Source organism: Streptomyces sp. NPDC051684, assembly GCF_044453445.1.
Taxonomy (GTDB): Bacteria; Actinomycetota; Actinomycetes; order Streptomycetales; family Streptomycetaceae; genus Streptomyces.
Window position 1 is genome coordinate 60504 of record NZ_JBITCS010000020.1, and the last position, 12623, is coordinate 73126.

A 12623-nucleotide genomic window follows, 5' to 3' on the forward strand; every position below is an offset into this window, starting at 1 on the left:
TCCGTCCGTGAGGAGACCACTGAGGGCGGTCGGCGCGCGTCAGCGCACGCCGACGGCCGCCAGCGCCTTGCGCTGCTTCTCGGTCGGGTTGGCCGGGAAGTACAGGTAGCAGACGCCGCCGGTGCCGGAGACGACCTTGCCGGTGGCGTTGTAGCGCTTGGTCCGGAGCCAGATGTTCTCCCACTCGCGCCTCTTGTAGACGCGGCGGACCGCCGGGTCGCTGGGTGAGGCCGGGTCGTTGGCGATCACGTCGCCGTCGGCGGTGAAGCCGATGACCGTCATCAGGTGTCCCGACGTGCCGTACCCCGCGCCGGTCAGCTCCTCCTTGAGGAACGACTGGGACGTTATGGCCGGGATGCCGGCCGCGATCAGCGCCTCCAGGTCGGCGAGGGAGGACAGCCGCGTGACGACGCCCTGGAGGTCCTTGTACGTCGCCGCGTACGCCGCGTTGAACGGCCAGTTCCCGCAGCCCTCGTACTGGTAGTCATACGTATGACGCGCCGCGTGGCAGACCTGCGGGTCGGCGTAGGACGGGTCCACCCAGGCGAGCTGCTCCGGTGTCGGCTTCCGGCCCCAGTACTCGATGATCATCTGCGAGGAGGTGGGGCTGCACCAGGCCTCTCCCCCGTTGTCGTACTCGGGGTACTGGCCGACGTGGATGTTCTGCGAGTAGCGCGGGACCTTCAGCTCCTTGGCGAGGCCCGGCGTGGACGCGGGGACCGTGAAGCGGTCCGGGACGTCCGAGCCCATGGCGCCCAGGCGCCACACCGTGGGCGCCGCCTTCGAGCCCGGCGCGCGCAGCAGCCGCAGGCGCAGCCGGTACGAGACCAGGCGCAGGCCCGAGGCCGCGTCGTCGATGGAGAACGTGTCCGTCCAGATGCTCGACTTGCCGTCCGACTGGTCGTCCACGGACGTGCGGCGGATGTCGGCGTCCTTGTCGTCGCCCGCGGTCCAGCGGCCCATGACGTACCAGGGGGTCGCCGCGCCGTCCGTGTAGGTGCCCTGGAGCTCGATCTGGATCCAGGTGCCCTTCGGGGTGCGCGCGTTCCAGGACGCGATGACCTCGGTGGCCGGGACCGAGAGCGCGTGCACCGGGGAGAGCCACTCGGCGTACTCCCACTCGGCCGTCCTGTTCAGGTGCGGATCCTTGTACGTCGTCGTACCGGCGGGCGCGCCGATCGTCACGCCGGGGCGCGCGCCGCCCACGACGCGCGTGCCGTGCGCGGTGCCGGAGCGCCAGTCGGCGGACGACGTCCAGGTGCGGTTGTCCACGAGGCGGTTCACGGCGCCTTTCCGTGCGGTCCGCGGGGTCTGCCGCGCGGGAGCGGCGGCGCGCGCGGCGCCCGTCGCGGCCGTCGTGGCGAGCGCGGCGCCCGCGGCCGCCGCGAGAACGGTTCTCCGGGAGAGCGGGGACGGGGGTTCGGGTCGGGTCATCGGCTGATCCCTCGGTCGTCGGTGCTGGCGGACGTGGCGGAGACGGAGACTGACGTGACAGAGTGCGCCAACTATGGCCGCCGGGGCGGGATTTCCACCAGCGTTTCGCAACCGCCACCCGCACAAATATTGGTCTTCACCACTGGCATGACCTGCGGCGGCGCGCGCGAAACCGATCCGGGCGGCGTCGTACCCTTGCGGCCGTGAGCTACCACCATGTGCCCCTCGCCGACTGCGCCGACCGGATCCGCCGACTGTCGCCCTCCTGCGGCCCCGTGCGGCTCGTCGGCATCGACGGGCACGCGGGTTCCGGGAAGTCGACCTTCGCGGCCCGGCTGGCCCGGGCGCTCGGCGGGGCGCCCGTCCTGCACCTCGACGACCTCGCGAACCACGACGCGCTCTTCGCCTGGACCGAGCGCCTGCGGACCCAGGTCCTCGACCCGCTCTCCCGCGGCGAGGCCGCGCGCTACGAGACGTACGACTGGCACGCCCGCCGCTACACCGCCGCGCGCGAGCTGCCGGCGGCGGATGTCGTCCTGATCGAGGGCGTGGGGGCGGGCCGCGGCGAACTTCGGCCGGAACTCGCGATGTTGCTGTGGCTCGACATGTCCCCCGAGGCCGCCTGGGCGCGGGGGCGCGCGCGGGACGGGGAGGAACAGCGGGAGTTCTGGGACGGCTGGATCCCAGCGGAACGGAAGCACTTCCAGGAGAACCCGTCCCTCCCCTTCGCACATCCTTTGGTGCGCGAGTGTCCAGAGGGATACGAGGTGCGCGAAGGGCCTGGTGGGATCCCACCCTTGAAGGCGTCCGTCACGCACAGTGATGAGCCGCCAGCGGTCCGGTGAACCTCTGGAAACAGCCTTCCGCCACTTTCCACGAGAGCCCCAACTCTGCTTGACCGGGGGGCCGTACAGGACTTACGTTCTCAATGTGCGGCCTTTCGGGGCCGCCTACAGACGCGAAGCCCCCGGTTGTTCCCCCGTGATCGGGGGCTTCGTTCTGCCCACAACACCCCTCGCCGAGCGCGCCGAGGCGCAGAACGCTCACCCTGGGTCACCATTCGGCACCGCGCCCACCTGCACCAAATCCCCCGCTCGCGCCCCGATCCGACCCCGTCGCGCCCTACGGCCGAGCTCGCCCCCGCAGGTACGATGCCCTCGGTGCGGTCTACGGACGGCTCGCTGTCCGCATCGTGACAACTCCCGTCCATGACAGAGCGGTTCATCGGGGGCACGGTTTGTGGGGGACGTGATGGACTTCGGCACCGGTGCACAGGCCGGCCCGGCCGACCTCGCCTGGCTGCGAGGCGTCGACGCCTACACCATGGGCGCCTATCCGCAGGCGGAGGACGAATTCCGCACGGCGGTACGGATGGACCCGGGGATGGCCGACGGCTGGCTCGGGCTGCACGCCCTGCGCGTCGACACGACGACGGCGCTGCTGCGCATGTTCCGGCACCGCGACCGGTTCGGGGAGCAGCGCGTCCGCCATCGGCGCACGCTCAACTCCTGGTACTGGCTGGGCTGGTGGGTGCAGCCGGTGCTTGAACATCCGCGCGACCTGCTGCTCGCGCACGCCTCGCACTGGCTGGACGGGCGCCATGTCCCGGACCTGGACCGGGCGTTGGCGACTCTGCCGCCGTTCGACGCGGACCCGCAGGTGCGGTTCCTGCACGCCTGCCGCTCGTACCTCGTGAAGGACTGGGAGCAACTGGTCCGGCACACCGACCCGTTGACCGACGACCCGATGCTCGGCATCGAGGCCGGCCTGTTCGGCGGCATGGCCCGGGTGCGCCTCGAGATGTACGGGCAGGCGGAGCCGCTGCTCTCGTCGGCCCTGATGCGGTGCCGCAGCGAGCAGCCGCAGCGCAAGGAGCTGCGCTACTGGCTGGCGAGGGCGCACGAGGGCACGGGGCGCTCGGCGGCCGCGCTCCCCCTGTACCGGGCGGTGCACCGGGTCGATCCCGCCTTCATGGACACCTCCGCGCGGCTCGCGGCGATCGCCGAGGGGGACGGGTACGGGGACTTCGGCGACGGGACCGACCTCACGCCGCTGCCCATGACGGGGTACCAGGACGGGTTCGACGGCGACGCGGGCGATCCGCTGTACGAGAGCGACGGCCGCAACCTCAAGGTGACCGACCCCGACCTGCCGCCTCCCGGTGGCGCGGCCGCCGACGACGCCGACATGGTGCGGGAGAAGGCCGTGGTGCCGGTGCCCGCGCCGCCGCCGGCCAGCAGCACGGATCCGGTGCTCCTGGAGGAGGCGCTCACCGAGCTGGAGCGGATGGTGGGCCTGGAGCCCGTGAAGCGTCAAGTGAAGGCGCTCTCCGCCCAGTTGAACATGGCGCGCCTGCGGTCCGGGCAGGGGCTTCCGGTCCAGCCGCCCAAGCGGCACTTCGTGTTCTCCGGGCCCTCGGGCACGGGCAAGACGACCGTGGCGCGGATCCTCGGGCGGGTGTTCTACGCGCTCGGGCTGCTCGGCGGGGACCACCTCGTGGAGGCGCAGCGCGCGGACCTGGTCGGCGAGTATCTGGGGCAGACCGCGGTCAAGGCGAACGAGCTGATCGACTCCGCGCTCGGCGGTGTGTTGTTCGTCGACGAGGCGTACGCGCTGTCCAACTCCGGTTACGGGAAGGGCGACGCGTACGGGGACGAGGCGCTTCAGGTGCTGCTGAAGCGCGCGGAGGACAACCGGGACCACCTCGTGGTGATCCTCGCCGGGTATCCGGAGGGGATGGACCGGTTGCTCGCGGCCAACCCGGGGCTTTCGTCGCGGTTCACGACGCGGGTCGACTTCCCGTCGTACCGGCCGCTTGAACTCACGTCCATCGGTGAGGTGCTGGCTGGGGAGAACGGGGACGTGTGGGACGAGGAGGCGTTGGACGAGCTGCGGTCCATCGCGGGGCACGTCGTCGACCAGGGGTGGATCGACGAGCTCGGGAACGGGAGGTTTTTGCGGACGCTGTACGAGAAGTCGTGTGCGTACCGGGACCTTCGGTTGACCGGGTATGTGGTTGAGCCCACGCGGGACGATCTGGCCACGCTTCGGTTGCCCGATCTTATGCAGGCCTACGGTGAGGTGTTGTCGGGGCGGGGGCCGTCCGCCGGGTGACGTTATGTGGCGGACGGCCCCCTGTTGCCGCTGGGCCGGGGTTGACGTCTCGGGGCTCTGCCCCGGACCCCGCGCCTCAATCGCCGGCGGGGCTTGATTTGGCCCAGCCGCTCAACCGGCACCGGGCTTGATTTGGCCCAGCCGCTCAACCGGCACCGGGCTTGATATGGCCCAGCGGCTCAACCGGCGCCGGGGCTTGAATGGTGCGCCGGGGTGCCTACGCCAGTGCCCCCTCGCGGTTGCGGGCCAAGGGGACCCGGGGGGAGTCCGGCTCGCGATGGGCCGGGTCGGTGACCTCGCCGACCAGGAGTTCCAGGACGTCCTCCAGGGCGACCAGGCCGAGTACGCGGCCGGAGGCGTCCGCGACCTGGGCGAGGTGGGTGGCCGCGCGGCGCATCACCGTGAGGGCGTCGTCCAGGGGGAGTTCCGAGCGGAGCGTCGCCATCGGGCGCCAGAGCTGCTGCGGGACCGCGCGGTCCGTGTCGGGGCCGTCGATCAGGTCGAGGACGTCCTTGACGTGCAGATAGCCCATGAAGGCGCCGTCGTCGGCGCAGAGCGGGAAGCGGGAGTAGCCCGTGCGGCCCGTGAGGTCGATGATCTCGGCCGGGGTGACCGCGGGGCCCACCGTCACCAGCGCGGCGCGGTCGATCAGCACGTCCGTCACCGGGCGGGAGCCCAGTTCCAGGGCGTCCTCCAGGCGCTCCTGCTCCTCGGGGGCGAGGAGTCCCGCCTGGCCCGAGTCCTCGACCAGGCGGTTGAGCTGCTCGCTCGTGAAGACCGCCTCCACCTCGTCCTTCGGCTCGACCCGGAAGAGCTTGAGGATCAGCCGGGCGCAGGCGCCGAGGGCGACGGTGACCGGCTTGCAGAGGCGGGCGAAGGCGACGAGGCCGGGGCTGAACCACAGCGCCGTCTTCTCCGGCGCCGCCATCGCCAGGTTCTTCGGGACCATCTCTCCGATGACGAGGTGGAAGAAGACCACGGCCGCGAGCGCGATCACGTACCCGAGCGGGTGGATCATGCCGTGCGGGACGTGGGCCGCCTCGAAGACGGGCTCCAGGAGGTGGGCCACCGTCGGCTCGGCCACCGCGCCCAGGGTCAGCGAGCAGACGGTGATGCCGAACTGGGCCGCCGCCATCATCTGCGGCAGGTGTTCCAGGCCGTACAGGACCTGCTTGGCCCGCTTGCCGGGGATCGGTTCGATCTGGCTGCGGCGGACCGAGACGAGGGCGAACTCGGCGCCGACGAAGAAGCCGTTCGCGAGCACCAGCAGGGCCGCGAAGACGAGTTGAAGTGCGCTCATCGGGCCGCCTCCAGGGCGGGCTGCGGGGCGTCAGCGGCCTTGACGATGCGGACGCGTTCCGCCCGGTAGTGGTCCACGGCCCGCACCGACAGGCGCCAGCCCGGGAGTTCGGCTCTGTCGCCGGGGGCCGGGATGCGGCCCAGGAGGTCGGCGACGAGCCCTGCCACGGTCTCGTACGGGCCCTCGGGGGCGTCGAGGCCGATGCGGCGCAGGATGTCGACGCGGCAGCCGCCGTCGGCGTCCCAGGCGGGGCGGCCGTCCTCGGGCGGGGCGACCGCCAGTTCCGGCAGGTCGAGTCCGTCGTGCTCGTCGCGGACCTCGCCGACGAGCTCCTCCACGATGTCCTCCAGGGTGACGACCCCGGCCGTGCCGCCGTACTCGTCGACGACGACGGCGATGGGCTGCTCGCTGCGCAGGCGCGCCAGGAGTGGCTGGACGGGGAGGGTCTCGGGGACCAGGAGCGGGGGTTGCGCGATGCGGCTGACCGGCGTGCGCAGCCGTTCGTGCGCGGGCATCGCGAGGGCGTCCTTCAGGTGGACCATGCCGATGATCTCGTCGATCCGCTCCCGGTAGACCGGGAAGCGGGACAGGCCCGTGGCGCGGGTCAGGTTGACCACGTCCTCGGCGGTCGCGGACGCCTGCAGCGAGCTGACCTTCACGCGCGGCGTCATGACGTGCTGCGCGGTCAGTTCGGCGAGGGAGAGGGTGCGGACGAACAGGTCGGCCGTGTCCTGTTCCAGGGCGCCCGCCTGTGCGGAGTGCCTGGCCAGGGAGACCAGTTCGCCCGGCGTGCGGGCGGAGGCGAGTTCGTCGGCCGGCTCGACGCCGAGCGCCCGTACGAGACGGTTCGCGACGGCGTTGAGCAGCGCGATCACCGGACGGAACAGGCGGGAGAAGGCGTGCTGCGGGCCGGCCACGAAGCGGGCCACCTGGAGCGGCTTCGACACCGCCCAGTTCTTCGGCACGAGTTCACCGATCACCATCTGCACGGCGGACGCGAGCAGCATGCCGACGACGACGGAGATGCCGCTGACGGCGCCCTCGGGGAGTCCGACGGCCGTGAAGGGCGCGTTCAGGAGCTGGGCCAGGGCCGGTTCGGCGAGCATGCCGACGACCAGGGAGGTGATGGTGATGCCGAGCTGAGTGCCGGAGAGCTGGAAGGACAGCTGCTTGAGGCTGTTGACGACGGTGCGGGCGCGCTTGTCGCCCGCGGCCGCGGCCTCTTCGGCGTCGGGGCGCTCCACGGTGACGAGGCCGAATTCGGCCGCCACGAAGAAGCCGTTGGCGAGGATCAGGAGGAAGGCGGCCGCAAGGAGCAGCAACGGGATGGTCATGCCGCCGCCTCCGGGGACGTCAGCGCGCGGGGCGCGCCATGTCGGGAGGGGGCGGCGCAGGTACTACCGGACGATCCGTCCATCGCTGGAGGGAGTCACTCCTCGGTTAGCAGGAGCCCTTGGCTCCGCCGGGGCGGCGGGGCAGGGGCGGGGCGGCGCGGTGGGCGCGCCCCGGGACCAGATTAATCAAGCGGGTGGCGTGTGCGTTAGGGGCTGCGCCCGGTCGAGTCGGCGGTGCCGTGGTCGGCGTCTCGGGGCTCCGCCCCGGACCCCGCTGCTCAATCGCCGCAGGGGCTTGAATCGGTCACCCGCCGCAGGGGTTCTATTGGGCTGCGTGCGCCGATTCCGTCAGCGCGCGGAGGGCCTTCGCGTCGCGGATGGCGGACTGTTTGGCCATGCCGGGCTGGATGCCCATCGCCGCCATGCTCGTGCCGTCGGTGAGGTCGAGGAAGACCCAGGGGTCACCGGGGCGCAGGTTGACCTGGACGATCTCCGCCCAGGTCAGGCGGCGGCTGCGCGCCACGTTGACCACCGTGACGCCCTCGGCATCGGCGACGACCTTGGGCCGGGCGAGCAGCCACAGCACGGCCCAGAACACGGCCCCGGTGAAGACGAAGCTGGCCTTCTCGCCCGGGCTCAGGCCGCCGAGCAGCAGCGCGACGACCGTGATCACCACGAAGGAGGCGGCGCCGAGCGCGTGCAGGACGGCGCGGGTGCGGCCCGGCCGGAAGGTGACGGGCAGGCTGGGGTGGTCGGGCATGGGTTGCGTCCTCAGAGGCGGCAGGCGTGGATGGCCGTGGTGAGGATGGCCCGCGCGCCGAGGGCGTACAGGTCGTCCATGATCCGCTGCGCGCCCTTGGCCGGGACCATGGCGCGCACCGCGACCCAGCCCTCGTTGTGCAGCGGCGAGACGGTCGGGGACTCCAGGCCGGGGGTGAGGGCGACCGCCTTCTCCAGGTGTTCGGCGCGGCAGTCGTAGTCCATCATCACGTACGTCCGGGCGACGAGGACGCCCTGGAGGCGGCGCAGGAACTGCTGCACCTTCGGGTCGGCCGACTCGTCCTCGGACGCGCCCTTGTGGCGGATCACGCAGGCCTCGGACCGCATGATCGGCTCGCCGAAGACCTCGAGGCCGGCGTTGCGCAGCGAGGTGCCCGTCTCGACGACGTCGGCGATCGCGTCGGCGACACCGAGTTCGATGGCGGTCTCGACGGCGCCGTCGAGGTGCACGACGTTGGCCTCCACGCCGCGCTCGGCGAGGTACTTGGCGACGATGCCCTCGTAGGACGTGGCGATCGTCCGGCCCGCCAGGTCCGCGAGGTCCTTGACGGCTCCCGGGCGCGAGGCGAAGCGGAAGGTCGAGCGGGCGAAGCCGAGCGGCAGGATCGTCTCGGCCTCGGCGCCGGAGTCGATCAGCAGGTCCTCGCCGGTGATGCCGATGTCGAGCTTGCCCGAGGACACGTAGATCGCGATGTCCTTGGGGCGCAGGTAGAAGAACTCGACCTCGTTGTCCGGGTCGACCGTGACGAGTTCCTTGGACTCCTTGCGCTGCCGGTATCCGGCCTCATGCAGCATGTCCGACGCAGGCCCTGAGAGTGAACCCTTGTTGGGGACGGCGATGCGCAGCATGAGGTCGGATTCCTTTGCGTAAGGGGGAGTTGCGGATGGGGAGGGGCGCGCGGGCCTAGAGGTGCACGTACACGTCGTCGAGAGAGATGCCGCGGGCGACCATCATCACCTGGACGTGGTAGAGGAGCTGCGAGATCTCCTCGGCGGCGGCGTCGTCGCTCTCGTACTCGGCGGCCATCCAGACTTCGGCGGCCTCCTCGACGACCTTCTTGCCGATGGCATGGACGCCCTTGCCGACCAGTTCAGCGGTGCGGGAAGTGGCGGGGTCGCCGGTGGCTGCCTTGTGCTGGAGCTCGGTGAAGAGCTCCTCAAACGTCTTATTGGACATGGTGGCGTCTACTTTACGCGTCCCGGGCCGGCCGTCAGCGCCAGGGCTCCGCGATCGTGCGCAGCGTGGTCGCGGTCGCGACGGCCGCGGTGACCGCCTCGTGGCCCTTGTCCTCGCTGGAGCCCTCGATACCGGCCCTGTCGAGCGCCTGCTCCTCGGTGTCGCAGGTCAGGACGCCGAAGCCGACGGGGACTCCGGTGTCGACGGTGACCTGCGTGAGGCCGTTCGTCACGCCCTGGCAGACGTATTCGAAGTGCGGGGTGCCGCCGCGGATGACGACGCCGAGCGCGACGATCGCGTCGTAACCGCGGCCCGCGAGAACCTTGGCGACGACCGGCAGCTCGAAGCTGCCGGGGACACGCAGGACGGTGGGCTCGCTGATGCCCAGCTCGTTCAGGGCGCGCAGGGCGCCGTTGACGAGTCCGTCCATGACCTGCTCGTGCCACTGGGCCGCGATGACGGCCACGCGCAGGTCGCCGCAGTTCTTCACGCTCAGTTCGGGTGCACCCTTGCCGCTCACGCGCTTCTCCTCGTACGTGTGTAACTGAAAACTGTTGGCTTACTGGTTGTTGCAGGCGGACGTCCGCGGGGCGTCCAGCCACGGCAGGTCGTGGCCCATGCGGTCCCGCTTGGTGCGCAGGTAGCGCAGGTTGTGCTCGCCCACCGTGACGGGCATCGGTTCCCGCTCGGTGACCTTGAGACCGTGCCGGGTGAGGGCCTCGGTCTTGTCGGGGTTGTTGGTCATCAGGCGCAGGCTGCGCACGCCGAGGTCGCCGAGGATCTGGGCGCCGGCGGCGTAGTCCCGGGCGTCGGCGGGCAGGCCGAGCTCCAGGTTGGCGTCGAGGGTGTCGCGGCCCTGCTCCTGGAGCTCGTAGGCGCGCAGCTTGGAGAGCAGTCCGATGCCGCGGCCCTCGTGTCCGCGCAGGTAGACGACGACACCGCGGCCCTCCTCGACGATGCGGCGCATGGATTCCTCCAGCTGGGGGCCGCAGTCGCAGCGCAGCGAGTGGAAGACGTCGCCGGTCAGGCACTCGGAGTGGATCCGGGCGAGGACCTCCTCGCCGTCGCCGACCTCGCCGTGCACGAGGGCGACGTGCTCGACGCCGTCGACCGTGGAGCGGTAGCCGTAGGCCGTGAACTCGCCGAAGGCGGTGGGGAGCTGGACGGTCGCCTCGCGCTTGACCGTGGGCTCGGAGGTGCGGCGGTAGTCGATCAGGTCCTTGATGGAGATGATCGTCAGGCCGTGCCTGCGGGCGAACGGGACCAGCTCGGGCAGGCGCAGCATCACGCCGTCCTCGCCCGCGATCTCGACGATGGCGCCGGCCGGGCGCAGGCCCGCGAGCCGGGCGAGGTCGACGGCGGCCTCGGTGTGGCCGTCGCGGACCAGGACGCCGCCCTCCTTGGCGCGCAGCGGGAAGATGTGGCCGGGGCGGACGAAGTCGCCGGCCATCGAGGTGCCGGAGGCGAGCATGCGCAGGGTCTTGGCGCGGTCGGCGGCCGAGATACCGGTGGTCACGCCGTGCGCGCCGGAGGCGTCGACGGAGACGGTGAACGCGGTCTGCATCGACTCGGTGTTGTTGCCGACCATCTGCGGCAGGTCGAGCCGGTCGAGCTCGGCGCCCTCCATGGGGGCGCAGATCAGGCCGCGGCACTCGCTCATCATGAAGGCGACGATCTCGGGCGTGATCTTCTCGGCGGCGACGACGAGGTCGCCCTCGTTCTCGCGGTCCTCGTCGTCGACGACCACGACGGGGCGTCCGGCGGCGATGTCGCGGATCGCCATCTCGACCGGGTCGAGGCTCAGGTCCTCGACCTCGTACAGGTTCGGTGCCGTACTCATGCGCGGGCTCCTTCCAGGGCCGGGGCGGGGGTAGCGGCGGCGCGGGAGCGCAGCCACCAGTCGCGCATGCCCCACAGGACGAGCGCGCCGTAGATGACGTAGACGAAGCCGGAGAAGGCGAAGCCGTTGGCGAAGTTCAGGGGGACGCCGACGAGGTCGACGAGCAGCCAGGCGAACCAGAACTCGACCATGCCGCGGGCCTGCGCGTACATGGCGACGACGGTGCCGACGAAGATGTACGCATCCGGCCACGGGTCCCAGGACAGCGTCGGGAAGGCGGTGAACAGGCCGCCCACGGCGAGCGTGCCGACGGCCGCGGCGCCGAGCAGGTAGCCGCGCTCGCGCCAGGTGGCGAAGCGGACGGCGATGGAGCCGTCCTGCGCCTGGCCCTTGCCGCGGTTCCACTGCCACCAGCCGTAGAGGGCGACGAGGATGACGACGAGCTGCTTGCCGGCGCTGCCCGAGAGGTGGGCGGTGGCGAAGGCGGTGAGCAGGATCGCGCCGGATATCAGCTGGGCGGGCCAGGTCCAGATGGAGCGGCGCCAGCCGAGCGCGAGGGCGATGAGGCCGATGGTGTTGCCGATCATGTCGGACCAGAGGATGTGCTGGCCGAAGATCGTGAAGGCCTCGGTGTTGAGCCAGTTCACCGGGCACCGCCCTGGGCGCCGAGCATCCGCTCCACGTACTTCGCGATGATGTCGACCTCGAGGTTGACCGGGTCGCCCGCCTGCTTCACGCCGAGCGTGGTCAGGGCGAGCGTGGTGGGGATGAGGCTGATGGTGAAGTAGTCCTCGGCAGCCTCGACGACGGTCAGGCTCACGCCGTCGACGGTGATCGAGCCCTTCTCGACGACATACTTCGACAGCTCGGCCGGCAGCGAGATCTTGACGATCTCCCAGTGCTCGGAGGGGGTGCGGTCGATGATCGTGCCGGTGCCGTCGACGTGGCCCTGCACGACGTGCCCGCCGAAGCGGCCGTCGGCGACCATCGGCCGTTCGAGGTTGACGCGGGAGCCCGTGGCGAGCGCGCCGAGGCTGGAGCGCTTGAGGGTCTCGGCCATGACGTCGGCGGTGAACTCGTCGTTCTCGTGCTCGACGACGGTCAGGCACACGCCGTTGACCGCGATGGAGTCGCCGTGTTTGGCGCCGTCGGTGACGACGGGGCCGCGGACGCGGAAGCGACAGGCGTCATCGAGCGTCTCGACGGCGGTGATCTCGCCCAGCTCTTCGACAATTCCGGTGAACACTTCCCGGGTCCTCCCTCTACGGGCCTGGACTCCGGGGCACTGTCGTACGACGACGACAGAACGTACGGGCTACGGCACCTGGAGCGACGCCGCGGTCGACACCGGTCCCCTGGGGGAACCGACGAAACAGCCGGCGACGCGCACTGGGAGTGCCCGCCCGCCGCGCACTGCCTCCCATCCGGACTTTAACCGTCGGTCCAGGAATTTCACCTGGTCAACCGGTCACAAGGTGCGTGACCGGGTCGCGGACTGTAACCGCCGGTTCGGACTTTCACCGACCCCGGAGTGCGCTGCTTCTGGTACAGAGCCAGTCTGCCACGTCTCCCCGACGTGCACGCATGCGAACGCTGTGGGCTGACTCACAGGGCGCGCCCCTGGTTTTCGCCCGCCCACGGGAA

General features: G+C 71.0%; 12 protein-coding genes and 1 riboswitch. Of the genes, 2 read left to right on the plus strand and 10 right to left on the minus strand.

Translation table 11 applies throughout. The features are described 5' to 3' along the window. Positions 1-39 precede the first annotated feature (39 nt). Positions 40-1434, minus strand: coding sequence for a peptidase C39 family protein (locus tag ACIA8D_RS24020; RefSeq protein ID WP_399235272.1), 1395 nt, complete (start codon positions 1432-1434; stop codon positions 40-42). 203 nt (positions 1435-1637) lie between these two features. Between ACIA8D_RS24020 and ACIA8D_RS24025 the strand changes: the two genes are divergently transcribed. Further along, positions 1638-2279: a uridine kinase gene (locus ACIA8D_RS24025; protein WP_399235274.1), complete on the plus strand. Its 642-nt coding sequence runs from the start codon at positions 1638-1640 to the stop codon at positions 2277-2279. Positions 2280-2685: 406 nt separating this feature from the next. Further along, a complete protein-coding gene (locus tag ACIA8D_RS24030; protein WP_399235276.1) occupies positions 2686-4548 on the plus strand; it encodes an AAA family ATPase in 1863 nt (620 codons plus the stop codon). A 217-nt stretch (positions 4549-4765) separates the two neighbouring features. Here the strand turns inward: ACIA8D_RS24030 and ACIA8D_RS24035 are convergent, their stop codons facing one another. The 9 genes from ACIA8D_RS24035 to ACIA8D_RS24075 all read right to left on the minus strand — a co-directional run bounded on the left by ACIA8D_RS24035 (position 4766) and on the right by ACIA8D_RS24075 (position 12225). Further along, entirely contained in the window at positions 4766-5848 is a 1083-nt protein-coding gene (locus ACIA8D_RS24035; RefSeq protein WP_399235278.1) for a hemolysin family protein, read from the minus strand. Continuing rightward, positions 5845-7182 carry a hemolysin family protein gene (locus tag ACIA8D_RS24040; RefSeq protein ID WP_399235280.1) on the minus strand — a complete coding sequence of 446 codons (1338 nt, stop codon included), beginning with the start codon at positions 7180-7182 and terminating at the stop codon, positions 5845-5847. The genes ACIA8D_RS24035 and ACIA8D_RS24040 overlap by 4 nt, the downstream gene beginning before the upstream one ends. Positions 7183-7504: 322 nt before the next feature. Beyond that, on the minus strand, positions 7505-7942 hold the full coding sequence (locus ACIA8D_RS24045) for a PH domain-containing protein (protein ID WP_399235282.1): 438 nt from the start codon (positions 7940-7942) through the stop codon (positions 7505-7507). Positions 7943-7953: 11 nt separating this feature from the next. Beyond that, complete coding sequence (gene hisG / locus ACIA8D_RS24050) at positions 7954-8811, minus strand: ATP phosphoribosyltransferase (protein WP_399235284.1); 858 nt, start codon at positions 8809-8811, stop codon at positions 7954-7956. A 55-nt stretch (positions 8812-8866) separates the two neighbouring features. Continuing rightward, entirely contained in the window at positions 8867-9139 is a 273-nt protein-coding gene (locus ACIA8D_RS24055) for a phosphoribosyl-ATP diphosphatase (protein WP_399235285.1), read from the minus strand. A 34-nt stretch (positions 9140-9173) separates the two neighbouring features. After that, positions 9174-9659, minus strand: a complete 486-nt coding sequence (gene ribH / locus ACIA8D_RS24060) for a 6,7-dimethyl-8-ribityllumazine synthase (RefSeq protein ID WP_399235288.1) — start codon at positions 9657-9659, stop codon at positions 9174-9176. Between the two features lie 39 nt (positions 9660-9698). Further along, positions 9699-10979, minus strand: a complete 1281-nt coding sequence (locus ACIA8D_RS24065) for a bifunctional 3,4-dihydroxy-2-butanone-4-phosphate synthase/GTP cyclohydrolase II (protein ID WP_399235292.1) — start codon at positions 10977-10979, stop codon at positions 9699-9701. Then, positions 10976-11626 (minus strand): nicotinamide riboside transporter PnuC, encoded by a 651-nt coding sequence (locus ACIA8D_RS24070; RefSeq protein ID WP_399235294.1) that lies wholly within the window; start codon positions 11624-11626, stop codon positions 10976-10978. The genes ACIA8D_RS24065 and ACIA8D_RS24070 overlap by 4 nt, the downstream gene beginning before the upstream one ends. After that, complete coding sequence (locus ACIA8D_RS24075; RefSeq protein WP_399235296.1) at positions 11623-12225, minus strand: riboflavin synthase; 603 nt, start codon at positions 12223-12225, stop codon at positions 11623-11625. Before ACIA8D_RS24075 ends, ACIA8D_RS24070 begins: the two co-directional genes overlap by 4 nt. A gap of 160 nt (positions 12226-12385) precedes the next feature. After that, positions 12386-12518: riboswitch (FMN riboswitch) on the minus strand. Positions 12519-12623 lie beyond the last annotated feature (105 nt).

Excerpts from the sequence above, each read along its gene's own strand:
- ACIA8D_RS24035 (WP_399235278.1), bottom strand. The coding sequence starts at position 5,848 with ATGAGCGCACTTCAACTCGTCTTCGCGGCCCTGCTGGTGCTCGCGAAC.
- ACIA8D_RS24020 (WP_399235272.1), bottom strand. The coding sequence starts at position 1,434 with ATGACCCGACCCGAACCCCCGTCCCCGCTCTCCCGGAGAACCGTTCTC.
- hisG (WP_399235284.1), bottom strand. The coding sequence starts at position 8,811 with ATGCTGCGCATCGCCGTCCCCAACAAGGGTTCACTCTCAGGGCCTGCG.
- ACIA8D_RS24045 (WP_399235282.1), bottom strand. The coding sequence starts at position 7,942 with ATGCCCGACCACCCCAGCCTGCCCGTCACCTTCCGGCCGGGCCGCACC.
- ACIA8D_RS24055 (WP_399235285.1), bottom strand. The coding sequence starts at position 9,139 with ATGTCCAATAAGACGTTTGAGGAGCTCTTCACCGAGCTCCAGCACAAG.
- ACIA8D_RS24030 (WP_399235276.1), top strand. The coding sequence starts at position 2,686 with ATGGACTTCGGCACCGGTGCACAGGCCGGCCCGGCCGACCTCGCCTGG.
- ACIA8D_RS24065 (WP_399235292.1), bottom strand. The coding sequence starts at position 10,979 with ATGAGTACGGCACCGAACCTGTACGAGGTCGAGGACCTGAGCCTCGAC.
- ACIA8D_RS24040 (WP_399235280.1), bottom strand. The coding sequence starts at position 7,182 with ATGACCATCCCGTTGCTGCTCCTTGCGGCCGCCTTCCTCCTGATCCTC.